At 42.2% G+C, this 24,456-nt stretch carries 29 protein-coding genes and 2 riboswitches; of the genes, 5 read left to right on the top strand and 24 right to left on the bottom strand.

Annotated elements, in window-relative coordinates; translation table 11 throughout:
* Positions 1-59: 59 nt before the first annotated feature.
* The 3 genes from H0266_RS12610 to H0266_RS12600 are packed head-to-tail and all read right to left on the bottom strand — an operon-like array spanning position 60 to position 2,651.
* Positions 60-935: a MetQ/NlpA family ABC transporter substrate-binding protein gene (locus tag H0266_RS12610; RefSeq protein WP_181472727.1), complete on the bottom strand. Its 876-nt coding sequence runs from the start codon at positions 933-935 to the stop codon at positions 60-62.
* Positions 936-964: 29 nt separating this feature from the next.
* On the bottom strand, positions 965-1,633 hold the full coding sequence (locus H0266_RS12605) for an ABC transporter permease subunit (RefSeq protein WP_181472726.1): 669 nt from the start codon (positions 1,631-1,633) through the stop codon (positions 965-967).
* Positions 1,626-2,651, bottom strand: coding sequence for a methionine ABC transporter ATP-binding protein (locus H0266_RS12600; RefSeq protein WP_181472725.1), 1,026 nt, complete (start codon positions 2,649-2,651; stop codon positions 1,626-1,628). The genes H0266_RS12605 and H0266_RS12600 overlap by 8 nt, the downstream gene beginning before the upstream one ends.
* Positions 2,652-2,726: 75 nt before the next feature.
* A riboswitch (SAM riboswitch) is annotated at positions 2,727-2,836 on the bottom strand.
* Positions 2,837-3,011: 175 nt separating this feature from the next.
* Positions 3,012-3,118: riboswitch (SAM riboswitch) on the bottom strand.
* Between the two features lie 79 nt (positions 3,119-3,197).
* Between H0266_RS12600 and H0266_RS12595 the strand changes: the two genes are divergently transcribed.
* On the top strand, positions 3,198-3,614 hold the full coding sequence (locus H0266_RS12595; protein WP_343063276.1) for a TlpA family protein disulfide reductase: 417 nt from the start codon (positions 3,198-3,200) through the stop codon (positions 3,612-3,614).
* Here H0266_RS12595 and H0266_RS12590 read toward each other — a convergent pair.
* The 9 genes from H0266_RS12590 to H0266_RS12550 all read right to left on the bottom strand — a co-directional run bounded on the left by H0266_RS12590 (position 3,607) and on the right by H0266_RS12550 (position 12,229).
* Entirely contained in the window at positions 3,607-3,900 is a 294-nt protein-coding gene (locus H0266_RS12590; protein ID WP_181472724.1) for a hypothetical protein, read from the bottom strand. The two genes, H0266_RS12595 and H0266_RS12590, sit on opposite strands and share 8 nt — an antisense overlap.
* A gap of 127 nt (positions 3,901-4,027) precedes the next feature.
* Positions 4,028-4,336 (bottom strand): thioredoxin domain-containing protein, encoded by a 309-nt coding sequence (locus tag H0266_RS12585; protein ID WP_181472723.1) that lies wholly within the window; start codon positions 4,334-4,336, stop codon positions 4,028-4,030.
* A 10-nt stretch (positions 4,337-4,346) separates the two neighbouring features.
* Positions 4,347-4,694 (bottom strand): toprim domain-containing protein, encoded by a 348-nt coding sequence (locus tag H0266_RS12580; protein ID WP_181472864.1) that lies wholly within the window; start codon positions 4,692-4,694, stop codon positions 4,347-4,349.
* 120 nt (positions 4,695-4,814) lie between these two features.
* The gene (gene gcvH / locus H0266_RS12575) at positions 4,815-5,198 is read right to left on the bottom strand and encodes a glycine cleavage system protein GcvH (RefSeq protein WP_181472722.1); all 384 of its coding nucleotides are present in this window, start codon (positions 5,196-5,198) and stop codon (positions 4,815-4,817) included.
* A 68-nt stretch (positions 5,199-5,266) separates the two neighbouring features.
* Positions 5,267-5,626 carry an arsenate reductase family protein gene (locus tag H0266_RS12570; RefSeq protein ID WP_181472721.1) on the bottom strand — a complete coding sequence of 120 codons (360 nt, stop codon included), beginning with the start codon at positions 5,624-5,626 and terminating at the stop codon, positions 5,267-5,269.
* A gap of 135 nt (positions 5,627-5,761) precedes the next feature.
* Entirely contained in the window at positions 5,762-7,543 is a 1,782-nt protein-coding gene (locus H0266_RS12565) for an acyl-CoA dehydrogenase family protein (RefSeq protein WP_181472720.1), read from the bottom strand.
* A gap of 14 nt (positions 7,544-7,557) precedes the next feature.
* Positions 7,558-8,733 (bottom strand): acetyl-CoA C-acetyltransferase, encoded by a 1,176-nt coding sequence (locus H0266_RS12560; RefSeq protein WP_181472719.1) that lies wholly within the window; start codon positions 8,731-8,733, stop codon positions 7,558-7,560.
* A gap of 17 nt (positions 8,734-8,750) precedes the next feature.
* Complete coding sequence (locus H0266_RS12555) at positions 8,751-11,150, bottom strand: 3-hydroxyacyl-CoA dehydrogenase/enoyl-CoA hydratase family protein (RefSeq protein ID WP_181472718.1); 2,400 nt, start codon at positions 11,148-11,150, stop codon at positions 8,751-8,753.
* Positions 11,151-11,311: 161 nt separating this feature from the next.
* Entirely contained in the window at positions 11,312-12,229 is a 918-nt protein-coding gene (locus tag H0266_RS12550; RefSeq protein ID WP_181472717.1) for a proline dehydrogenase family protein, read from the bottom strand.
* Between the two features lie 220 nt (positions 12,230-12,449).
* On the opposite strand from H0266_RS12550, the gene H0266_RS12545 reads away from it, so the two are divergent.
* Both H0266_RS12545 and H0266_RS12540 read left to right on the top strand, forming a co-directional pair.
* A complete protein-coding gene (locus tag H0266_RS12545) occupies positions 12,450-12,707 on the top strand; it encodes a hypothetical protein (RefSeq protein ID WP_181472716.1) in 258 nt (85 codons plus the stop codon).
* A gap of 12 nt (positions 12,708-12,719) precedes the next feature.
* Positions 12,720-13,052 (top strand): spore coat protein, encoded by a 333-nt coding sequence (locus tag H0266_RS12540; RefSeq protein ID WP_181472715.1) that lies wholly within the window; start codon positions 12,720-12,722, stop codon positions 13,050-13,052.
* Positions 13,053-13,118: 66 nt separating this feature from the next.
* Here H0266_RS12540 and copZ read toward each other — a convergent pair whose 3' ends face one another.
* On the bottom strand, positions 13,119-13,325 hold the full coding sequence (gene copZ, locus H0266_RS12535) for a copper chaperone CopZ (RefSeq protein WP_181472714.1): 207 nt from the start codon (positions 13,323-13,325) through the stop codon (positions 13,119-13,121).
* 80 nt (positions 13,326-13,405) lie between these two features.
* Positions 13,406-15,412 (bottom strand): diguanylate cyclase domain-containing protein, encoded by a 2,007-nt coding sequence (locus H0266_RS12530; protein ID WP_181472713.1) that lies wholly within the window; start codon positions 15,410-15,412, stop codon positions 13,406-13,408.
* Between the two features lie 131 nt (positions 15,413-15,543).
* Between H0266_RS12530 and H0266_RS12525 the strand changes: the two genes are divergently transcribed.
* Both H0266_RS12525 and crcB read left to right on the top strand, forming a co-directional pair.
* The gene (locus tag H0266_RS12525; RefSeq protein WP_181472712.1) at positions 15,544-15,915 is read left to right on the top strand and encodes a fluoride efflux transporter FluC; all 372 of its coding nucleotides are present in this window, start codon (positions 15,544-15,546) and stop codon (positions 15,913-15,915) included.
* A gap of 1 nt (position 15,916) precedes the next feature.
* Positions 15,917-16,261 carry a fluoride efflux transporter CrcB gene (crcB, locus tag H0266_RS12520; RefSeq protein WP_181472711.1) on the top strand — a complete coding sequence of 115 codons (345 nt, stop codon included), beginning with the start codon at positions 15,917-15,919 and terminating at the stop codon, positions 16,259-16,261.
* A gap of 69 nt (positions 16,262-16,330) precedes the next feature.
* Here crcB and H0266_RS12515 read toward each other — a convergent pair whose 3' ends face one another.
* The 10 genes from H0266_RS12515 to H0266_RS12470 all read right to left on the bottom strand — a co-directional run bounded on the left by H0266_RS12515 (position 16,331) and on the right by H0266_RS12470 (position 24,276).
* Entirely contained in the window at positions 16,331-17,089 is a 759-nt protein-coding gene (locus H0266_RS12515; RefSeq protein ID WP_181472710.1) for an STAS domain-containing protein, read from the bottom strand.
* Positions 17,076-17,735 carry a cobalamin B12-binding domain-containing protein gene (locus H0266_RS12510; RefSeq protein ID WP_181472709.1) on the bottom strand — a complete coding sequence of 220 codons (660 nt, stop codon included), beginning with the start codon at positions 17,733-17,735 and terminating at the stop codon, positions 17,076-17,078. Before H0266_RS12510 ends, H0266_RS12515 begins: the two co-directional genes overlap by 14 nt.
* A 7-nt stretch (positions 17,736-17,742) precedes the next feature.
* A complete protein-coding gene (locus H0266_RS12505) occupies positions 17,743-18,114 on the bottom strand; it encodes a hypothetical protein (RefSeq protein ID WP_181472708.1) in 372 nt (123 codons plus the stop codon).
* Positions 18,111-18,416, bottom strand: coding sequence for an antibiotic biosynthesis monooxygenase family protein (locus H0266_RS12500; protein ID WP_181472707.1), 306 nt, complete (start codon positions 18,414-18,416; stop codon positions 18,111-18,113). Before H0266_RS12500 ends, H0266_RS12505 begins: the two co-directional genes overlap by 4 nt.
* Before the next feature lie 160 nt (positions 18,417-18,576).
* Positions 18,577-19,383 (bottom strand): VLRF1 family aeRF1-type release factor, encoded by an 807-nt coding sequence (locus H0266_RS12495; protein WP_181472706.1) that lies wholly within the window; start codon positions 19,381-19,383, stop codon positions 18,577-18,579.
* 82 nt (positions 19,384-19,465) lie between these two features.
* Positions 19,466-20,698: a hypothetical protein gene (locus H0266_RS12490; protein WP_181472705.1), complete on the bottom strand. Its 1,233-nt coding sequence runs from the start codon at positions 20,696-20,698 to the stop codon at positions 19,466-19,468.
* On the bottom strand, positions 20,695-21,909 hold the full coding sequence (locus tag H0266_RS19700; RefSeq protein ID WP_181472704.1) for a DUF58 domain-containing protein: 1,215 nt from the start codon (positions 21,907-21,909) through the stop codon (positions 20,695-20,697). The genes H0266_RS12490 and H0266_RS19700 overlap by 4 nt, the downstream gene beginning before the upstream one ends.
* Complete coding sequence (locus H0266_RS12480) at positions 21,906-22,859, bottom strand: AAA family ATPase (RefSeq protein WP_343063274.1); 954 nt, start codon at positions 22,857-22,859, stop codon at positions 21,906-21,908. The genes H0266_RS19700 and H0266_RS12480 overlap by 4 nt, the downstream gene beginning before the upstream one ends.
* A 134-nt stretch (positions 22,860-22,993) precedes the next feature.
* Positions 22,994-23,911, bottom strand: coding sequence for a glycine betaine ABC transporter substrate-binding protein (locus tag H0266_RS12475; protein ID WP_181472703.1), 918 nt, complete (start codon positions 23,909-23,911; stop codon positions 22,994-22,996).
* Positions 23,912-24,069: 158 nt separating this feature from the next.
* Complete coding sequence (locus H0266_RS12470; protein WP_181472702.1) at positions 24,070-24,276, bottom strand: YfhD family protein; 207 nt, start codon at positions 24,274-24,276, stop codon at positions 24,070-24,072.
* Positions 24,277-24,456: the final 180 nt, after the last annotated feature.

Raw genomic sequence — 24,456 nt, 5'->3', positions numbered from 1 at the left:
TTGATACCTCCCATAAAAATAAAAGTGACTGCGGTTAGTATCCACCGCAGTCACTAGGTTTATTCTTGGGATCCGTCTACAGGAACGACAGCACCATCATATTCTTCTTCCATGAACGTTTGAATTTCTTCAGAACGCAACACTTCTACTAATGTTTGTAATGCTTCAGAATCTTCATCTTTACTTTGTGCAGCAATCACATTCACATATGGTGACTCAGACCCTTCAAGGATGAGTGAATCTTCACTTGGGTTCAATCCAGCGTCTATGGCATAATTCGTGTTGATCGCCACAAGAGCACCTTCTTCACGCTCATATGTTTCAGGTAACAGAGCCGCGTCAACTCCAGCATCGAATTCAAGGTTTTTAGGATTTTCAACAATATCATCTTCTGTTGCTTCAATCTTATTGATGCTTTCATCTAACTTAATTAACCCTTCGCGTTCAAGTAGAGAAAGGATACGACCATGATCGGCAATGGAACGGCTCATGATGACCGTTGTCCCCTCTTCGATATCATCTACACTAGCAATGTCTTTTGAATAGATCCCCATTGGTTCGATGTGAATGCCACCAAGATTGACGAAATCATAGCCATTCTCTTCTTTCTGAGCATTCAAGTATGGGATGTGCTGAAAATAGTTGGCGTCAATACGACCTTCTGCCAAGTCCTTGTTTGGCAAAATATAATCCTGGTAAGTCTCTACATTTAAAGTAATGCCTTCTTCCTCTAATAACGGCTTGGCTTCTTCTAACACTTCTGCGTGCGGAACGCTAGTCGCCCCTACTGAGATTTCAGTTGTTTCGCTTGAGTCTGCTGTCTCTCCTTCATTTCCACCTTCAGCGTTTGTCGACTCATCCGATTCAGATGATCCACAAGCCGCCAAGAATAGAACGAATAGACCGACAAGAATACTACTTACAAATTTTTTCATCTTTAACTCTCCCCTTAACAAATAATTTTTTATCTTTTATCCAATTTTCTCGAGGCGAAGTCCCCGATAAATTGAAAAATAAACACAATCAATACAATAAGGATGGTACAGATTAGTACCACATCAAAATCGGAGCGTTGGAACCCATAAAAGTAGGCAAAGTCTCCAAGACCGCCAGCTCCGATGACTCCTGCGACAGCCGTATAACCAATCAAGGCGATGGCTGTCACGGTAATACCCGAGATCAAAGCCGGCATCGACTCAGGAAGTAAGACTCTGAAGATGATGGTCGTGTATTTCGACCCCATGGATTTCGCAGCCTCGATCACACCTTTGTCCACTTCTTTTAAAGCAATTTCAACAAGTCTTGCATAGAATGGTGCGCCTCCAATGATAAGTGCTGGTAAAGCTGCTTTCGGTCCTCGGATCGTTCCCATAAGGAAATCGGTGAAAGGAAATAGTAATAATATCAATATGATAAATGGAATCGCTCGAAAAACGTTGACAAGAGATGCTGTCACCCAATTTAGTCCCTTGTTCTGCCATAGACCGCCTGGACCTGATAAATACAATAACAATCCTAAAGCTAACCCTAGAACGAATGTACCGGCTACAGAGATGAGCGTCATGAACATCGTTTCGTTTGTTGCTGTGATAATATCCTCTACTGATACATTAGGAAATAGTTGTTCAAACACTTGGACTCACCTCGACCTCTACGGACGTAGATTCAATGTATTGAACCGCCCGATCGATTTCATTCTTCTCGCCTACAAACTGCACAAACATGGTGCCGTACGCCCCTTTTTGGGTTTGCGTGATTTTACCATGTAAGATATTGACGTCGACTTCAAATTTTCTAGACACATCACTGATCAGTGCCTGATTTGTGCGTTCACCTACAAAGTGAAGCCGTAGAATTTCCCCGGTCTGGTACTTGTCGTTAATCAGTTGAAGAGAGTGTTCTTTCTCTGGATCTCCCATCACCTGATCGACGAAGCGTTTCGTCACTTTCTGCTTCGGATGCAAAAAGACGTCGAGTACATCGCCTTGTTCTACAATTCTCCCATCCTCCATGACCGCAACTTGATGACAAATTTTGCGAATGACGTGCATTTCATGTGTGATCAATACGATGGTTAACCCCAGTTTTTCATTGATATCGACAAGCAAGTCTAATATCGAATCCGTCGTTTCAGGATCTAATGCGGACGTCGCTTCATCACATAATAGAACTTTAGGATTGTTAGCAAGAGCACGAGCTATTCCGACTCGCTGCTTTTGTCCCCCACTCAGTTGAGAAGGGTATGAATTACCTCTGCCGCTAAGACCGACAAGATCGATTAGTTCGTTCACACGATTCTTCCGTTCCTGTTTTGAGACACCTGCGATTTCTAGAGGAAATGCGATGTTATCAAATACAGTGCGTGACCAAAGTAAGTTAAAATGCTGAAAAATCATGCCGATTTCCTGACGAGCTATTCGAAGTTGATTCTTATTCATCGCCGTCAGATCTTGATCATCGACTGAAATGTTTCCGCCTGTCGGATCTTCTAATCGATTCAACAAACGGATGAACGTACTTTTTCCGGCACCGCTATACCCGATCACTCCGAAGATTTCTCCCTTGTCAATGGTTAAACTAAGGTCGTCTACGGCGCGTACTTCCTGATCTTTGGTTTGGAAGACTTTCGATAAGTCTTTAATTGAAATCATGTTGTCCTTCCCTCCAATAAAAAAACACTTTTCTGCAAGAGAACAGAAAAGTGTTTCATAGACTTCATATCTGTTCTCTCATCTGCCAAGGCTTCAGCCTCGCAGGAATTGGCACCTTTCCGAGTCTATAACTCGTTGGTTGCCGGGCATCACAGGGCCAGTCCCTCCGCCACTCTGGATAAGAGATTTTAACTTATTAAATTATTATCGCTTTAGTCCGTTTAAGCACTATAAAGAGGATTCTAGCACCGAGAATCATCCTTGTCAACGGAAAGTTGAAAAAGTCTGAAGATTGCTTATTTCAACTGGAAACTAAAAAAATCCCTTCTTTGGAAGAAGAGATTCGCGCGTCCTATGCTCTTCTCATCTTTCAAAGCTGCGAAAGCTTTGCTGGAATTAGCACCGTGTTTGATCAAACCGGTTGCTGGGCATCGTAGGGCCAGTCCCTCCGCCACTCTGGATAAGTGAAGATAACCGTATTATGTTATAAAATATGTTAGCATAAACAATTGAAAGACGTCAATCATTTTAGAAGGAGGTATTCGTGTGATTAAAGCTCCACATTTCACCTTACCTTATATGTTCTCTGATGAACAATTTGAATTGCAAGAAGAGATCGGAAAAGTTATTGTTTTAACTTTTTGGGCTTCATGGTGCCCCGATTGTGGAAAAGATCTACCAAAGAAAGAGCAACTATACAAAACGATGAATCATGATAAAGTTCGTATGCTCACGATCAATGTAACGGGGCGGGAACGAAACCCAGATGACGCAGTCAAATATGCTGAACAGTTTCTCACCCAACCGACATTAGTTGACAACGGTCGAGAGATTTACGACCTTTTCGAAAGTGACGGTGTTCCAACCACTGTAATTATTAATCAAAATGGCTATATTCACGAACAATTCGGGGACAAAGCTTCGTTTTTAGAGATCGTTGAATCCTTAGGTTCTCTTATTTAGACAAGTAAAGCAAAGACTCAACGAACAGCATATTTTTCATTGTGCCACTACACTGGATGTCCTCACCAGCATCTGTAAATAGTTTCATTTCACCCTTAAAAAGAGATATGAGTAAGAAATCCGTCGTGGAGATTGACACTTTCGGAAATCCATTCTTTGGTGAAGATGGGTAACAAACACCGGAATGGTTAATGGATAATCGCACAGGCGCACCATCACCTTTAAGGATTAACTCACACTCTCTCAGCAAAGGGGTTAAATCGCGCCTGCGGTTCACTCGATTCATCCAATCGTGTATGTGTTCAATGATAAAAATCCCCCCTTCCTTTTCATCTATTATTTTCTCGAAAAGGAAGGGGGTTCCCTCTATCTATTTAAAAGAATCCTTCGTCATTTCCCGGGGAATACTGCGTTTATGTTACAAATTTAGATACGCGGTCATACATATGGGGAACTGATTGGAAAGCATAGATTCGATCCTCGACTTCTCCATTTCTAGTGATGAGAAGACACGGTACGCTTTTCACTTTATACTCCTCCATCAAATCCGGATTCAAGGAAGCGTTGCACTGATTGAAAATCTTTTTTTGATAAACGGCTTCTATGGTTTCCAACATTTTTTGTGCAACGTGGCACGTGCCACAAAAGGGACTATGAATGAACGTTAACGACTGATCCAATTCATAGAGTCTACTCTTCGCATCTGTTCCTAAATCTTGCACATTGATCCTCCTAGATTAAATAGATGGCCTTTACAGTAAAATGATGGTTTAACATGGCTCGAGCAAGCTCAGGTTCCGGTGTCGCTGCTACCTCACGAAAGGCCTTATCAATATAGATGTGTGAAGCATGAGGTAATTCCTCTGTCAGCTGTTTTCTAAGCTTATACCCCGAATGATCTTCATCCACTAGGATAAACACAGTTCGATCATCTAAGTTGTAGTCGAAAATCATCTCTTCCATCCGTTCGATACCCAATGTACCGTACGTACAAATGATTTCGACCTCTTCATCCAGTACTTTCTTCAACTTTTTCTTATCCGTGATTCCCTCGACAATTACTATACGCTCAGCTTCCAATTCTATCACCTACTATATAGAAACAGACCATGTCTAGCGGACATGGTCTGAACATGATTAATGGTTACAAGGTCATGACAGATAAGGATAACAACACCCTACCTGTATCATGAGAACGGATTAATCTTCATCAATCATCGCTTCATATTGTTCTGCAGACATTAACTGATTTGCATCATCAGCATTGTTTGGTTCTAATACCACCATCCATGCCTTATCATAAGGTGACTCGTTCACAAACTCAGGGCTGTCTTCCAGCTCTTCGTTTACTTCGACGACTTTTCCGCTGATTGGTGCATAAAGTTCGGAAACGGTTTTAACAGATTCAACTGAACCGAATGGCTCGTCTGCTTCGATTTCTTCACCTACTTCAGGAAGTTCAACAAAGACGATATCTCCGAGTTCGGATTGTGCAAAATCTGTAATACCGATTCGCACGTTTTCTCCCTCATCTTTTACCCACTCATGCTCTTCAGAATATTTCAGCTCTTTTGGTACTCCCATCAGAATCCCTCCACAATATAATTAATCTAATTCATAGTATAAAGATAAAAGCACCTAAGCTTTTATTTTCATTTGCTCCATACTTCCTTGAATTGTTCCTCTTTAAACCCTACGGTCGCTCGATGTCCGTCCGTTGTAATAGGTCTTTTAATAAGCATGCCGTCAGATGCTAACCATTCCAACATCTCTTCTTCTGTCGCATCTTTTAGCTTGTCCTTCATGTTCAACTCTCTATACTTCTTGCCACTCGTATTGAAGAATTTCCGCGGTGGCAAACCACTTTGGTCAACTAAATCTTGTAACGTGTCCTTAGACGGTGTGTCCTCAACAATATGTACAGTAGTATAGTCGACTCCTTCTTCATCTAACCATTTCTTCGCTTTCTTACATGTCCCACAATTGGGGTACCAATAAAAGGTGACTGGCATCATCTATCCCCCCTACTTTATTGTTGATTTATATTTTACCATATAAAAGGGGAACGTTTCATGAAATAAATATCAAGCACTCCAATTTCGTAAAAAACCCTTCACCCGATCTAGGTCGAGTAAAGGGTAGGTTCATTATATGACGTATTTCTCAGCTTCAATAAGGTTCGCCGCAATTTCACGTTTCTTCGCAATCACGTTTGTTGGCGTATGACGAGTAAGCTTTCTAAGAGCTCCTAACATCATACGAAGTGAATCTCCTGATTGAGCAGCAATCAACGTCTCTTTCGCATGTCCTTCAATACGGTTGAAGGCTTCTTGAACATATACTTGAGTATAAAGAAGTTTTTGCTTGTTTTTCTCTTCTCCACCCTTATTCATCGCTTTCTCCGTGCGCAATACAGCGGATTCTAAGTTATAAATCTCTCCCACGATATCTGCGATGTTCACAAGAATTTCTTGTTCATTTTCAAGTTTTTCTCCATACTTTTGTGCCGCAAGACCCGCAGCTAACAAACCAATTTTCTTCGCATTTTTAAGCAAGTACTTCTCCTGCTCTAGAGGCTCGATCCCAGGCTCCTCTGGCATCATTGTCATAATCTCTTCCTGTAAAGCTTGAGCCTGCTGAAGAAGCGGAAGTTCGCCTTTCATCGCTTTCTTCAAAAGCGTTCCTGGTACGATCATGCGGTTGATTTCGTTCGTACCTTCAAAGATTCGGTTAATTCGAGAGTCACGATACATACGTTCAACTTCATACTCTGCCATGAAACCATATCCACCATGAATTTGAACCGCTTCATCGACAGCAAAGTCAAGAAGCTCTGTACCGAACACTTTATTCAAAGAACATTCAATGGCGTATTCAGCAATAACTTTCGCTACAGCCGCTCCATCCTTTAATTCCTCATCCGAAAGTTTACCCATACTTTGCTCAAATAGACCGACCGTACGATACACAGCACTCTCGTTGGCATAGGTATTTGCCGCAACAGACCCGATCTTTTCTTGAATGAGCGGGAAGCTTGCAATAGGAGTTTTGAATTGTTTACGTTCTTTAGCATATTTAACAGATAGTTCAATCGCGCGCTTTGCTCCACCGACACCGCCAATGGCAAGTTTGTAGCGGCCGACATTCAGAATGTTAAAAGCAATCACGTGTCCTTTGCCGATATCACCTAGAACGTTTTCAACCGGTACTTCTGCATCTTCTAAAATCAATGTTCTAGTAGAAGAACTCTTGATTCCCATTTTCTTCTCTTCAGGGCCAGTGGATACACCTGGGAAATCTCTCTCTACGATAAAGGCTGTGAACTTATCCCCATCAATTTTTGCATAGACAACGAAAACATCAGCAAATGCAGAGTTCGTAATCCACTGCTTTTCACCATTCAATACATAGTGAGTACCTGCCTCATTCAATTTCGCTGTAGTCTTCGCACCTAGTGCATCCGAGCCAGATCCTGGTTCTGTTAACGCATAGGCAGCGATTTTTTCTCCTGTAGCTAATACAGGAAGATATTTATTCTTTTGATCATCGTTACCGAAGAAAACGATCGGTAAGGATCCGATTCCCACATGAGCACCGTGAGTGACGGAGAATCCACCTGCTCTTGAGAACTTTTCGGTAATCAAGGATGAGCTGATTTTATCTAATTGCAGTCCGCCATACTCTTCCGGAACATCTGCACCTAGAAGACCAAGATCGCCGGCCTGCTTTAATAGAGCAACCGAATGTTCAAATTCATGGTTTTCCAAATTCTCTATTTTAGGTACGACTTCTCCTAAAACAAAGTCTTCCGCTGTTTTTGCAATCATCAAATGTTCATCCGTGAAATCCTCTGGAGTAATGACATCTTCTGCTGCCAAATCCTCCACAATAAATCCGCCGCCTTTGATCATTTCTTTTAACTCGCTCATTTATTTTCCTCCTCTTATACTAATTCGAATACGCCAGCTGCACCCATTCCGCCGCCAATACACATCGTTACGACACCGAATTGTTCATTTCTGCGTTTCATTTCATGAATCAAACTGAGTGTCAACTTTGTTCCTGTACATCCGAGAGGGTGACCGAGAGCAATCGCTCCCCCGTTGACATTGACTTTATCCTGATCAAGCCCAAGTTCACGAATCACTCGTAATGATTGAGAAGCGAAAGCTTCATTCAATTCGAATAATCCGATGTCTGATAAACTTAACCCAGCCATTTTCAAAGCTTTCGGAACTGCTTCGATTGGACCTACACCCATAATCTCCGGTTCTACTCCGGCAACAGCGAAAGACCTGAACTTAACAAGTGGCGTCAGTCCTTCTGCTTCAGCTTTTTCGCGATCCATTACAAGAACGGAAGCTGCTCCATCACTCATTTGTGAAGAGTTTCCTGCTGTGACAGAACCTTTCGTATTAAAAGCTGGTCTAAGTTTACCTAGTACATCTGTCGCCGTGCCAGGGCGAACCCCTTCATCCATTGAAAACGTAAAGGATGACTCATGCGCCTTATTATCTGATCCCACTGTTTTTGATGTCACATCTACGGGAACAATCTCATCGACAAACTTTCCTTCCTCGATTGCCCTTGCTGCTCTTTCGTGACTTTGGGCAGCAAAAGCATCTTGGTCTTCTCTAGAGATCTCAAAGCGATTTGCGACTTCTTCGGCAGTGTGACCCATAGACATATAATACTCTGGAGCATTCTCCACCAGTTCGACATTAGGCTTGATGACATGCCCTCCCATTGGAATCAAACTCATCGATTCAGCTCCTCCAGCGATCGCGGATTCGCTGTGACCGAGCATGATCTTCTCCGCGGCATACGCAATACTTTGGAGTCCGGATGAACAGTAGCGGTTTATAGTGATGGCTGGGACTTTATGATGAAGTCCTGCCAAACCTGATATATTTCTCGCCATATTCATACCTTGCTCAGCTTCAGGCATTGCACATCCGATGATCACATCATCGATTGGGCCTTCGTAGTTATTTGCGCGTTTTAACGTTTCTTTTATAGTAAGTGCGGCTAAATCGTCCGGACGAACTTGTGCGAGCGACCCTTTCTTGGCTCTCCCCACAGGTGTCCTGGCACCAGCAACAATAACGGCTTCTTTCACGTTCCTTCCCCCTTCGATTAATTACGTAGTGGCTTACCTTTCATAAGCATGTGCTGCATTCTTGCTTGAGATTTCGGTTCTCCAACAAGGCTTAGGAAAGCCTCTCTTTCTAGGTCTAACAAATACTGCTCATCAACAAGCGTACCTTCTTTAACGCGTCCTCCAGCTAATACGAACGCTAACTTCTCAGCAATCTTCAAGTCATGTTCACTAGCATATCCACTTAATGCAAGTGACTTAGCACCTAAGAGCATCGTTGCGTACCCTTGCTCCCCTACTACTGGAACCTTCGTACGCTTCGGAGCTTGGTAGTTGGAATCGGCTAGACCAATGACCTTCTGCTTGGCATCATAGAGTAAGTGATCACCATTGACACTGATTTGGTCCATTTGATCAAGGAAACCATTCTCTCTAGCCTCTTCTCCAGAGGTCGAGACCTTAGCCATTGCGATCTTCTCGAACACCGCATTGGTCACCTTCTGCAGATCGATATCCACTCCCTTAGGCAGGTTTCTGAGGTGTTTCATATATAATTCTTTGTTTCCTCCTCCACCTGGGATGAGGCCTACACCCGCTTCAACGAGCCCCATATAGGTTTCCTGAGATGCTTGGATGGCGTCAGCCGGCAAACAGACTTCTGCTCCACCACCTAATGTCATGCCGAATGGTGCTGCTACGACTGGCTTATCAGAGTATTTCATGCGCAACATCGCTTCTTGGAAATTCTTCACGACCATCTCAATTTCAAAGAAATTGAAATCTTGAGCTTCCATCAGAATCATGCCTAGATTAGCCCCTACACAGAAGTTCTTTCCTTGGTTTCCGATCACAAGACCTTTGAAATGGTCATCTACGTGGTCGACAGCGAAGTTCACCATTTGAATGATGTCGAGACCGATCGCATTGCTTTGAGAATGGAACTCAAGACCAGCGACACCGTCTCCGAGGTCGATTAAACTCGCTCCCGCGTTTTTCTTGATGACCTCTCTCGTTTCTTTAAGACGTTTCAAGTTAATGGATTTAACGTTGAAATGCTGCTGTTCGTATTTCCCTTTATGATAATAGTAAACGTTTCCATTTTCTTGTTTATAAAAAGTAGTGTGACCGTTACTGATCATCTCTTCAATCCAAGCCGGAATCGTTTCTCCTTCTGCTTTCATTCGTTCAATAGAGGACTCGAGTCCGATGGCATCCCACATTTCAAATGGCCCTAACTCCCAGCCGAATCCCCAGCGCATCGCTTCGTCGATAGACGGTACATCATCCGCGATTTCGCCATACAACTCTGCTGAATAAAGTAATACGGGCTTCACTACGGACCAAACGAGGTCACCGGCCTGATCACCTTTGGCAGATACAAGAGCTTTCAGCTTACGTTTTGCCCCTTTTTCCTGCTTTGCCATTTCCGTTGCTTTCGTCTTCAATTTTCCTCTTTGTTCGTATTCTAGCGTTTCTGTATTCAATTGAAGGATTTCGCTTCCTTTTTCCCCTTTTTTCTTAAGGAAAAATCCTTGACCGCTTTTCGACCCTAACCAACCATTCTCAAGCATCGATTTCATAAAGGCAGGGATTTCAAATGCTTTTTTCTCTTCACCTTCTACTTGGTCATAGACGTTATTTGCAACATGAATGAATGTGTCCAGTCCTACAACATCCAATGTACGGAACGTTGCACTCTTCGGTCTTCCAATCATCGGACCGGTTACGGAATCAATCTCACCCACACTGTAACCTTGCTCCAACATTTGCTGGACCGTTACCAATAAACCATAGGTTCCGATTCGGTTCGCAATGAAATTCGGTGTATCTTTCGCTTCGACTACCCCTTTACCTAACACGTCTTCTCCGAATGTCTTCATGAACGATAATACTTCAGGATCTGTATCCTTTGTCGGGATGACTTCTAACAGTTTCAAATAACGCGGCGGGTTGAAAAAGTGAGTGCCTAAGAAGTGCTTACGGAAATCTTCGCTACACTCCGATGCCATCGCCTCGATGGAAATTCCTGATGTATTCGAACTGATGATCGATCCTGGTTTCCTATGTTCATCTACTTGGTCGAACACTTTTTTCTTAATATCCAAGTTCTCTACAACGACCTCAATCACCCAGTCAACCTCTGAAATCTTCTCCATATCATCGGTGAAGTTTCCGATTTCAATTAAATCCAAACTGGCTTGGCTCGTTAGTGGAGATGGCTTTTGTTTCTTTAAAGCTTGCTTATTGGAATAAGCGATACGATTTCGAACCGCCTGATCTTCTAATGTTAAACCTTGCTTCTTTTCTTTTTCCGTTAACTCATTCGGCACAATATCAAGCATCATAGTAGGTATGCCGATATTGGCTAAGTGAGCAGCAATCCCGGCTCCCATTACACCTGATCCAAGGACAGCTGCACGCTTAATTTTTCGATTCATCATTGGTCCCCCTATCACTTTGAATGAATACTCATTCATTTTATAGCCAAAAAAATAAGCTACGTCTTAATATGATCTACTTATAATATAAAATATTTTCTGACATTTCGCAATCCTTTTTCTCGAATATTGTAAAAAAAGTCACCCTTACAAAAGGATGACTACTTGCCAAATACACCTTTCAATACAAACGCGACATTCGCAGGACGCTCAGCTAACCGGCGCATGAAATATCCATACCAGTCATTACCATACGGAACATACACTCGCATTTTATATCCTTCGGCTACAAGTTCTGCCTGGCGCTCTGTTCGAATACCGTAAAGCATTTGAAACTCGAATTGATCCTTCGGTATATCTTTCTCCTCGACCAAACGTTTCGTAAATTCAATCATCGCATCATCGTGGCTGGCGACAGCAGTATAATTGCCATTTAAAAGGTGCATCTTGATGATTTTTTTCAAATTCTCATCTACGTCTTTTTTATCAGGAAAAGCAACCTTTGGTGACTCTTTATAAGCCCCTTTTACAAGGCGTAAATTAGGATTGTATTGATTTAAATCTTCAATATCTTCTACCGTCCGATATAAATAAGATTGGAGAACTGTACCGATATGTTCATATTCTGATCGTAGTTCTTTAAAAATGGACAAGGTCTTCTCACAACGTTCATGATCCTCCATATCAATGGTCACAAATACATCTTTTTCTTCCGCGACATCAAGGATCCTCCTCATGTTCTCCATGACTACCTTCTCAGATATATCAAGTCCCATTGAGGTCAACTTCAAGGATAACTGTGAATCAAGGTTATGTTCGGCAATGGCCTTGATGGCATCAATACAACCATCAGCCGCTTCGCGGGCTTCTTGTTCACTATCTATAAATTCACCCAAGTGGTCGATTGTGACAGACATCCCTTGTTCATTCAGTTCTTGAATGGTCTGCACAGCCGCCGGAACCGTTTCACCCGCTACAAACTTACCGGCTCCAAATCGTAAACCGTATCGTTTCGCTAACTTCGTGAAGAAGCGATTTTTTGATAAAAACAAGAAGAAATTTCGCAACAACTGCTCCATACTCATGTCCTCCCACTACCAAGGTGTCTCTCTGTATATTATTCTGAATCTTCTATTTTGTAATCGTTATCACAAATATATTTTATCATTTTATTAACAAAAAGGGTAACAATTCGTATAATTCCGCCAATTTATTAAGAAAATAATTCCATTCCCGAGTCCTCATATCTATCTAGAAAACGCTCATACTATGAGATGACTAAAGAAGGAGGATGAACGTATGCAACAACAGCAAGGTCAACCACCTATCAACGAAGCGAAACCGATGACACAAGTCCCTGAAATGGTCAGTACAAAAGATCAATTGTACATCACTGATATGTTATCTTGGAATTTACTCGCGTGTAAAAAAGCTCATTTCTTTGCTCAGAACTGTCAGACTCCAGAGATTCAGGCAGCGCTGGAAGAAGCGGGTCAAATGCACCAACGACACTATAATAAAATACTGAATCATTTGAATAGTCAAAAGCCCAATTAAAGGAGGATCTTTATGAACCAGGCATCTAGTAAGATTCAAAATCCTGAAACAAGTGTTCCAAAAACACCTGAAATGAACGAGCGAGATTTCTTGAACGATCAATTAGCGACTGAAAAGTATATGACTGCTTCTTATACGACCGCACTGAACGAGGCTAGTAACCAGTCACTATATCAAGACTTAGCTACAATTTTTAAAGAGACGCAAGATTGCCAACGCAACCTATATAATCTCATGTTCCAAAACGGTTGGTATGCCGTCGAACAAGAACAGCAACAAAAGGTACAGCAGTCTTATCAACAATTTACCGGGTACAAGTCTCAACTCCCTTACAGTATTCAGTAGGAAAGCTCGATTGAATCGGGTTTAAAAAGCGCCCCATGCTAACACACGGGGCGCTTCTTCTTATCATCAACCTACAGCATCATAACCTTGTGCTTCAATCGCTTCTTTCATTAAGTCTTTACTGACAAAGGCATCATCATAGCTGACATCTACCTTTCCACTTTTCAGATGCACCTCAACACCGTGAACACCCTCTAATGTTTCTAGTGCCCCTTTCACCGCTTTTTCACAGTGCTCACACGTCATACCATTCACTTCTAATGTTAATTGCATGTATAGAACCTCCATTATATTCATTTCGTTCTTACAAATACTATTCCACATTAATGGGCCTGACTAACCCTTTTTTTCTTCTACCAACTGATTTGATTTCGTCCCTTTTTCTTTGATTTATACATCGCATGGTCTGCTAATCGGATCAACTCTTCTTTATCGGTTGTATGATCAGGATAAATCGCCATACCTATACTCAAATTCACGTGCACCTTCTGACCATCTATAAGGAAGGGCTCTTGGATATGGTTCAGTATAGTTGTGGACTCTTCATGCATCTTTTCCTCATTTACTAAAGGGTGAAGTATGACTGTGAATTCGTCTCCGCTCAACCGGAAACTCTCTCCGTTCAGATCGGCTGACTCAAGTTTAGTTGACACTTGTTGCAATACTTGATCGCCCACCTCATGTCCGTAACGGTCATTGATCGATTTGAAATGGTCCAAATCGATAAACAGAAGGCCAAACCGATTGTCTTCAATAGCCATGATTTCATCTAGGGTTTTATTGAATTTTCTGCGGTTGGGTAAGCCCGTCAATGCGTCATAATGGGCCATATATTCCATTTTTTGTTGTGATTGCTCTAACTGCTTCTTCTTTTCTTGCAATTCCTCATTCATTTCATGTGTAGCCATATATTTCTGCTGCCACTCATTAACAATCGCCTGGAAATTCACCGACAGCGTTTCAAATTCATAAATGATGCTTCTTGGTAATTCAATTTCCCGGCTTATATCCGGCAATGCTTCGACGACTTCGCTAGTCGTATTGGAAAGTGACTCAAAACGCTTTAGTAATCTGTCAGTCAAGAGTTCTCCGATAATCAGCGTGAGAATCACGACAGCTAAGACAATCGCCAGGGCCTGATTCATCAACTGATAATCAATGAAAGGAGTAAAGGCTGCCCCCACTACGAAAAAGGCACCCGCGTCCGTTAGGCTCTCACTTGTCATCTTATAAATGGACTGCTTCCACATTTGCATGGCTGGAACGTCCGTTTGGTAGGCGATCACTTGACCGGATTCCATCGTTTGCAATACCTTCGCTTCGCTATTGTATGGATACCTCGCCCCTGATTCGGCTCTTGGATTATTGGAGAAAATGACCTGGTCATCTTCACTGATCAAGCTTACCATTATCTCTTGCGGACGTAGCGGATCTAAGATGAACGCTTCTACTTCTGATAAGGAGTGCCGTGTTTCCAACGCTCCCTCTATGCCATCGATTTCTGATTGAAGAGACAGTTGGTTACCCCCCTCATCAAACATATACATGCTTGAATCTAAAGTATCAACTACTGCAAGAGACGTAGCAGATGAACTGGTTGTCAAACCTTCTAAGTAGGTATCAATGTTTTGCGGGTTCGGCGCTGCCTCTTCCAAATTATTAAGCACATCATTGTGTTCTTCCTGAGTTTCTGTGAACCAATTTTGGTAAAACCGATTGACTTCACTCAGTTTATCTTCTGCTGTAATGGATAATTGAGAACGGTCCTTCGTTTGTTCATAATAGCCGATCAGCATGACAAGCGTAAAACTCAATACAAGCAAAACACCACTGCTCAAATATGAAACAACTTCACGCATCGTGTACATGGAAGAGTATTTCGATTTCCAAACGTTTGCGATAAATACGAATAGGAAATAAACGAATTCAGCGACCCATACATTCACAAGTCCGTTCATCGTATCCTTTAAAGCGACTAGGATCGTACCCTCTAAACCGAAGTTCAAGAAACTTCCATAAAACACAAAAACGAGAGGCCCACCGAGAAGCAGCCAATACAAGGCGTCTCTTATTATAAGATTTGATAGTTTGTCTTTGAAAAAGTAACCGATGAATAGAATTTCCAATGAGAAAATGAATAACGCATATGGATGACTCCATATGAAAATCGTGTACGACTGAGCAATGATTGCTCCGATAAATGCGGGCCAGACTCCTAACTTTTTCAATAATATGATTAAGGGAATCGAACCAAATAAAAAGTGAACGCCATAGTACAGACTGACGGTCAACGTATTCAAATAATAGCTGGCGGTGGTCAGGATCAAGAATATCGCCAATTTTTTTGTTATAGTAGACATAGATTCAACTCCGCCATTCCTGACATACAGGAAATCAATCTTTTAATATTTGATAATACTATTATACCATGTGGAAGGTTCTCCTACGAAAGTAAGGGTCTGCTCCAAATGCTCATGAAAGGAGGCTTACGATGTTATCCCGTACATATACAGCTGTTGCTTTAGGAGGAGGAATCGGTTCTGTCCTCCGTTACCTTATTTCTTCTATAATTCCAACCGTGAATGGTTTCCCGTACGGGACAATAGCGGTCAATTTAACCGGTTGCTTTCTTCTTAGCTACCTCTCACAGCTCTTTTCTAAACACTGGAAAATAGATATGATCACTCAAAAAGCCATCATGACCGGATTGATTGGTTCCTTCACCACATTTTCGGCCTTCACAACAGAATTAGTACAATTGATGGAGGACGACGTGATGATTGGAAGCTTTTATATTCTTGTGACCTTCATAGGGGGGCTCGGGATGACCTTTATGGGGGCCAAAGTAGGAGGAAGTAAATAGAGTGGTTACTACAGTGCTCATTTTTATGGGAGGTATGCTCGGCGCTATGCTTCGCTTCCAACTAGGCAGATGGTGGAATGACAGAAGAATTCCTTTAGGAACGTTTGCGGCCAATTTTTCGGGAGGTTTATTACTAGGGTGGTTGATTCACGTCCAAGGTGAAGGGTTCTTTCCAGAATGGTTATGGTATTTCCTTGCTACTGGATTCTGTGGCGGTTATACCACGTACTCTACTTTCAGTTTCGAAATCTATCAACTGATTCAGGAACAATTATGGACCAAAGCGATTCTCTATGGTGGGATATCGATTGGGGCGACTTGCACTGGAATATTATTCATGTTGTAACGTGATTCTCATTCTTTTATAGGTATCAAAATAAATATCCCTCTTCTCATTTTGAAGAAGAGGGATATTTCATACATATTTATTTAACGCCATTTGTAAAGAGCTCAAAAACTGAATTTCATTCGGCAAATTGATTTCTTTCAGCTGTTTTGCCTGAGCGGGTTGTACACCAATAAAGGAGATTTCCGATCCCATGTAAACTAAGGAAGTGATAACATTCAGTAACACATGAACACCTGACCGCTGCATCTCTCCAACCGCCGTAAAATCAAACAACAGTTGATCGACCTCTGATTCTTGAGACTGTTGTAGTAGTTGGCTTTCTACCGAATACATTTTCTCTTCCGTTATGTCGCCAAATAGTGGAATCAATGCGGCTTGGTCGTTCAGAACAATAAATGGAGCCGATAGCTGATTGTTTTGCTCGACAGCCTCCTCAAGCTTTTCCTTTTCTTCTAATAGCTCGAAGTTCGTATCATTCAATCGTGAACGAAGTTGATCTAACGTACGGGTCACCTTCGTTAGTTTTTCATCTTTGACGATTAACAAAACCTCACCATACAAATCATTATCCCATTTCACATGCAAATCGACAGTCAGTAGGTCCACACCTTCTTGCTGTGACTTCACATGCACCTCCAAAGAAGCTTTATGAATATCTGGTGTTACCCACTCCTTCATTTTCTCTACACTGTCTTCATCAAGTATTTCTAGTAAATTCTTAGGCTCACCGAATAACTCTTTCGCTTCTTTAGAATACGAGTAGATAGAATGATTTTTATTGATAGTGAAAAAAGGAAGGGGATAAGAACGATCAACTAGTTTCATTAATGACGCCTTCCCTTCCTTCTTTAAACCATTGATGCAAGTGAGGTAACCCCTTGATGACCATCACACGATCCGATTCAAATTCTTCCAAGTCGAATTTACTGGCCATACGCCCTCCCACCATAATCAAAGGCCTCCATTCCAGTTTTTCAAACTGCTGAATTAACCCTTTAACTGTGGGAAGACGATACGACAGTGCAGCTGATAAACCGATGACGTCCGGCTTATACTTTTTTATTTGTGCGAGTGAGTGTTCGAGCGTTAGATTGGGTCCTAAATAACGGACTCTCCATCCATAATCCTGGAACGTTTCAGCTACCATTTTCATACCTAAATAATGCTGTTCTTTTTCTACACCGAAAAGAATCGCTTTATGCTTTCGTTGTTTTCTCGCTGGGACACCTGATGTATCAGCTTTCAATTTAGATAAGACGAAGTCACAGACAGCCGTTGCTAAATGTTCATCAGCCACTGAGATCTTGTTTTTCTCCCAAAGGTCACCAATATAGTACATAGACTGGGTGATGACCTGTTCAAATACGTAGAATCGCGAATAAGAATTCAATAATTCGTCGATATAGGATAATGCTTCGTCTTCTTCTCCCTCTAAAAATAAATGGGCAAGTTCTTCATGATGTTCAGCCAAATTTGATTCACCTCTTACTAGGAAAAGTTTCCAAATGCTGGAGTGCTTTTTGCAAATACTCGATGAATGATTGTTGCTCTTTTTCATCTTCACATTCCATGTCGTTGATCAGACGTGCCAATCGCTCAAAATTATCGACAATAAGAAACGTTCCCACTCCACGTGAAGTAAGAACATTGTTCAACCAAGTGGTATAGTCGATAAAGAAATCAACACTATCCATTTCATAAGCAGCTGACAAATGGTCCAAGTGATGATGGTTGTCTTCCTCTGTACGGTCACGCCCGTTTTGCCCAAAGCGCTCCCATAGGTGAGGGTAGTGTGCATAGATTTCTTCTGCGACTTGATACACAAGTGTATCCTTCTCCTTCTTTCTCACGTGGCGACCACCTCATACTTCTTAACTTTAGGAACGATCCCTTGAAGTTCTTGGTCAGGGTATTGCTTCTCCAATTCATGGATTTTCTTAAATTGTTCACTCCTCGCCCAATTCAAATATGCTTGTTTGGACTCCCATTCAAGGTGAACCGTTAACTCACCTGGTTTTCGATCATTTTGTAGCAGCTGGAAGGACAAAAACCCTTCTGCTTGATCCACAAGTTTAGAGCGATGTTGATAGATATGTATCAAATCGTCTGCTTTGTGATCGGGGACTACTACGGTGGAATCTACGACAAACATTTTTATATTCTCCATTCTATGAATATTATTTTATGTAGATATTATTCTACCATATTCCTCTCGAACCTGTATATCTAACTGGGCTCAACTCATTCCATATATATTTTTCAAATATAGTAGAACATTAAAAAGCGCCGGAGAGTTCCGGCGCTTTTCGCGTTTATTGGACCACTTCATTAATGACATGCATTTCCTCATGATCCAGTAGGTTCTTGTTCACCATATCTTTCGCTTCTTTATTCATATTGTCCTGTAAGTCTTTTAATTCTTCTTTATCCCCGACGAGGTAGAACTGCTCCCAACCGTATTCTTTCGCTAACTTATCAAGCTTAGGGGCAACGCTCTTGTACCACCGATAACGATTGGCCTCGAAACGCTCCTTGAATTCATCCTGCTTGGAAGACTTCGCTCCGCCTGTTCCCATGGAAGGCTGTGCTGCGTGAGGACCTTGGTGCTGCCTCCAATCTTCCGTATTTAAATCAAGCTCAAATAATTGCGTATCATTCAGTCGACCTAATTCAGCATCGATGACTTTGATTTGATTTTTCTGTGTCAAAACGATTCCCGTTTTCGGAAAGTCTTGCTGCATTTCTTTCAACTGATCGAGTTTCGGTGTCTCTTCCCAATAAAATTCTGTTTTCACAGGCATTTGGAAGCGTTCTGCGAACCATACTGTCCCGTCCCCGCTTGCAATAATCACGACGCTTTTAGCGAAGTGTTGTTCATTTTCCTCAATGTATTGATGCACTTTTTCTTTGACAGCCCAATAATTTCGCTTTTCATCGGAATCATCTTCTTCTTGAAGATAAGACTCAAAGTTGTTCAAACCATTTTTTAAATGGATCTTCCACTCTCCACCTTGTTGATCTGGGTCAGATGGGTCTGTGTTTAGATACATCGTAAACACCTTTTGTGGTTTCTCTAAATGTACATGTTCTAGTTTTTGTATTTCTTTATTGATATCCATAAATGTGTGTCCCCTTTCAAGATGTTTGGAATAACATTTACAGATATGTTTCCTAAATGGAAAGCCACTAAACTAGATTTTTTTATAAACCTTCATTTTTCTTTGCCGAAAGCCGTTCGATTTGTTGCTGTAAGTCTTTCATTTCACAATAAAAACGGTCCGTTTCCTCGCTTGTCAGCTCTTCCAATCCATATCGGACTTTTTGATAAAGTGTGGTTTGAGAAGTTTCTAATCCAATCCTATCGAACCAGTCGTTAATCGACTCATTCGGTTCACGTCCTACACCTGACTTCGCAGCATTTTTTTCGAATTTCTCGAATTGTTTTCGAATCGGGTTATTTGCTTTAGACCTAGAAAAGCTGAACATGGATGATGTATCGCTCATATCAGAGGCAAGTTGATAGCTCTGATACGACAGGCCACTCCCTTCGTCCTCGAACCCTTCTCGATTCTTATTAAATCGATAAACGATGAAGAGCACGATGATGACAGCCGCAAGGATCCCAATGATCAGGCCCCACTGCGTGGCATCTCCTATCCGATTCACGACAGATCCGTCATATTCTGTCGCTTCATCTTGTGGACGCATTTCTTCCATTTTATCAAGCAGTCCTTGTTGCCCATCTAAGCTCTCTGATGGCTCGATATCGGAAACATCCAGACCAAAGAACTGAAGTCCTGCAATTACACCAGAAACCCCTTTTAGGAAGATGAACGAAACGCCACTCCATAAGAAACCGACTACGGAACGTACCCCCGGTAACAAGATCAGTAAACCGATCGTTGCCAAAGGAATAGCGACAGCGAATCCTAGGATGTTCTTCTGTCCTTCCGCTCGGTCCGCTTTGGACACTCGGTAGTAGTGGGATAAATTGTAGCCCATGAACAGAATGACGTACTGTAGCAATAGCGCGACCATGAGCGAAAGGTCGCGGTAGAAGACTAACTCGGTAAACGCAAGGATGGTGGTCATGATCAATAAACCATGCTCATTCCCTTGTTCGGGATCCACCTCCATGGCATTATACCTCCAAACGAGACCACCCGCTAAAGCCACACCAATCAGCCAGTACAGTCCAGTGACAAAGGTCAACCCGATCACGATGATGGGAACAACGACGACCCGGCTTTTGTAAGCTTGATAATAGGTCGTCACGAGTAACCCTGCGATACCGGCACTTGTGACGATCAAGTAGGAAGAAAGGGAGAAAGGAAGCGAAAGCCAATCCACCAGCAAGTAGAGGAAGAAGTATAAAACGATGACCTGACTCATCATTTGATAAGCGAGTGTAATGTTTTTACGTCCTTCGATCATGCCGCTCCCCCTCCTTGACCTATTCGTACGAGTACAGGATTTTCCTGTTGGACATCAAGGACAAAAACCCGTACCCCTTGATTCTGCCACTTTCGGATGAACCGGTAACAACTCTCCGGAATTTCGCCTAGCAAAAGGATCGTTTTCTTCTTATACATTTGCTGATGAATCCGATACATCAATTCTTCCATCGGCATAAGCAAGTGGTCTTTATTGAGCCTTGCTAGAAGTTCCAGTGATTCTTTCAAGTGTTGAGGCCCCTGTCCTTCAGGTTGATAGTAATACGGGCGGTCATGCGGCCGTCTCATATTCAATGACATCTCATATGAAAACGATCGTTTCGTCGCTTCTTGGCAAAGATAACTTGCATAGGATAATAAATCCTCCAAATGATTCGAGATGTGCTGGTTTCCCAGGCGTGTATGCTCAGAAAGGTTTACAAGAATCGTCCAGCTCATATCCACTTGTCGCTCATACACCTTCGTCTGCAATTGTTGCGTCTTGGCACTTGCTTTCCAGTGGATCCTGTGAAACGGATCAGACGTCACATAGTCTCTCGTTCCGATTGGTGTCAGCAAATCTTCATAAGGCGATATGGAAGCCGTCTGGTCACCAATCGATAAATGAAACACTTCATCGATTCCATATACAGGCTTTTGAGTAGGATATACGATGACTTCCGTGTGGTACTTGTGCTGGTAATCCATAATGATCGGCTGAAACTTGATCAAATGCGGAAATTTGTATTGTAACCTGGAAAACCTTGTTACTCCTCTGTATTGAGCAGTTATCGGCATCGTGACCCCTGTTTCACCTTTATGAACAACGGACAAAGGCAATTGATAGATAAACCCTTTCTGCGCTTGCCTGCTAAAGGCCTCTCTCCCTTTGACAATCGGTTCGCTATAAAAAGACAGCTGACCGTTCAAGATCGGGGCTTTAGAGTCATTCCTCATACGGAAGGTAAGATTCGTCTCATCACCCGGAAATAGTCGGATGGATTGCTTCGGATTCATCAAGCTCAGTTTTGTACCGCCATAACGGTCATACAATTTGCTCATGATTGCCACAGCCACTAACAGACCCGTTGGGATAAGCAGAAGAAATTCATTAACAATAAACCCTGTCAATCCAGTGAGAAGAACCATCGCAATAATGATGTCGTAGTACCGATGACTATCATCACCTAATTTACGATTCCATTGTTTCACTGTAATTGACCCGCTTCCACTGGAACTGGAACCTGTTCTATCATTTCTTTCACGATTTGTTCATTCGACTTCCGAATAGCCCCTTCCATCGATAGGACAATCCGATGCTCAAATAGATAAGGTGCCAGGTACTTGACATCCTCTGGAATTACATAGCTCCGCCCATTCAGCATGGCTTTCGCTTGAGACGCTCGCATAAACGCGAGAGCTCCGCGTGTACTGACACCCAACTCGACATCGGTATGGTTTCGAGTCATCCTCACAAGGTCGAGCAGATAGTTCAGTGTATCATCGGCGAGCGTGACCTCTTTGACTTGCTCCCTCAATTTCAATAGATCGCCCAGTTTGATTTTAGACGTCAACTCATCCATCGGTTCATTCCGCTGATAGGTAAGGAGAATGTTTTTCTCTTCTTCCGCAGATGGGTATCCCATATTCAACTTGAAGAGGAAACGGTCGAGCTGAGCCTCCGGTAAAGGAAATGTTCCTTGGTTCCCCTCTACAGGGTTTTGGGTCGCGACTACAAATAAAGGCGCATCAATCTTCATCGTCTCGCCATCCACGGTCGTTTGCTTTTCTTCCATGACCTCAAGAAGACTGGACTGCGTTTTTGGTGTAGCACGGTTGATTTCATCTGCGAGCAAGATATTCGTCATAACGGGCCCTTTGCGTAATTCGAACTCTTGTGTTTTAGGGTTGAAAAATTGAATACCGGTTACGTCACTCGGCAGAACATCAGGGGTGAATTGGATCCGGCTGAACTTTCCATCCATCACTTTCGCAAAACTTTTCGCCAGCTTCGTTTTCCCTGATCCTGGAACACTTTCTAATAACACATGGCCATCAGCTAAAATGGCGGTGAATAACAACTCCACCATTTCTCCCTTACCTAAAATAACTTGATTTATCGCCTCTTGGGCTTGTCTGATTTCTTTTTGTTGAATCGTCACTCCTAACCTCTCCTAACTATGCAAAAAGTCTGACTTTTCCATTATAACAAGAATATTGGCCAAAATCTTACTTTTCTTACAATGGAACGACAAAAAACCCCAGACCTTATAAAAGTCTGGGGTCTCACACTTTCTTATTCTGCTGTCCACTCATCGACGAGATCTTGGTTCTCATCAATCCACTGTTGTGCGCCTTCTTCGGCCGTTTCAGCTTCATTGATCATTCCCATCAAGCTTCCAAGCTGTTGGTCATTCAACATAAATTTGTCCCACCACTTCACGACTTCTGGGTGGTCTTCTGCTAGACCCTTACGAGCAGCATAGGAAATGTTTTCCGATTCACCATAGACATTTTTCGTATCCTCCAAGAACTTCAGATCCATTTCCGCGAAGGCCCAGTGAGGTTTCCAAAGGGTAACCACAATCGGCTCTTCATCTTCAATCGAGTTCTTCAGTTCTGCTGTCATCGTTGGTCCTGATGAAGCGGCTAAAGAATAATCAAGCTCATATTCTTCAAGAGCTTCTTCTGTCAATCCCATAATACTTGAACCGGCATCAATGCCCACGATTTGTTTCTCTTCAAGAGCATCGGTTGTTTTAAGGTCTTCTATCGTATTAATATCTTCCATATAAGAAGGTACGACTAACCCGAGGTTCGTCCCCTCATACCAATTTTCACGCCAGTCAATTTCTTCTTTGTATTTCTCATAAAACGACTTGTCTGTATGCGGCAACCAGATTTCCGTTCCAATATCCAAATCTCCTGCAGACAATGCTTCATATAAGAAGCCTTTCTCTACACTATTCAACTCCACCTCGTAGCCTTTTTCTTCGAGGATCAGTTTCCACATATTAGAGACGGCTACGTTTTCGGCCCAGTTGTTCATTCCGATACTGATTGTACCTTTTTCTTCAGTTTCACTGTTTTCTGTATTCTCTTGTCCATCATTACTGCTCGTTTCTTCCCCTTCGTTACTGGATCCACAAGCTGCAAGAAGTACTAAGAGTGCTCCTAAAAATAGAGCAGGTAACCATTTACGTAAATTCTTCACGTCATGTCCTCCTTAAGATGATGTATATACAAGAATTTCAATCACAATAGTGAATTATACCATAAACTAAATTTAGTTCAAACAATTTATACTGTACAGATTGTCTTGTGAACAGATTAAGGCAGCTCCATTAAAAAGAGCTGCCTTTGCCTCCGTTCTTAACGACGGCGGCGATTTATTTCTTGTTGTCGTTTATGAGCACGCTGGTCTGCTGCTTCACTTCTTTCAAGTGCTTCGAAATCGTCTTGGTCAGCGATTTCTTCAGAGAACTCTATATCAATACCAGGGTGTTTTTGTTGCTTAGGGGTCTGAGGTAACTTGTACTTTTTCTTACCTTTTGAGTGATGATGCTCATCTCTACCCATGTCATTCCCTCCTCATAAGTCGAACAGTTATAGGTTTTGCAAATTTGATCTTTTTATCTACACCATTTTTTTCTAACCACACCAACCTAGCCAATAATCTGCGACAAAGTCTTTGTAATTAAAAACGGCTGCATCTCGATAATTGTCATTCTCGAGTGCAGCCGCTCTATTATAAAGGCG

The organism is Halobacillus locisalis (assembly GCF_013694105.1).
Lineage (GTDB): Bacteria > Bacillota > Bacilli > Bacillales > Halobacillaceae > Halobacillus > Halobacillus locisalis.
The sequence above is the reverse complement of the archived record's forward strand: the minus strand, read 5'-3'. Positions and strand labels throughout refer to the sequence as shown.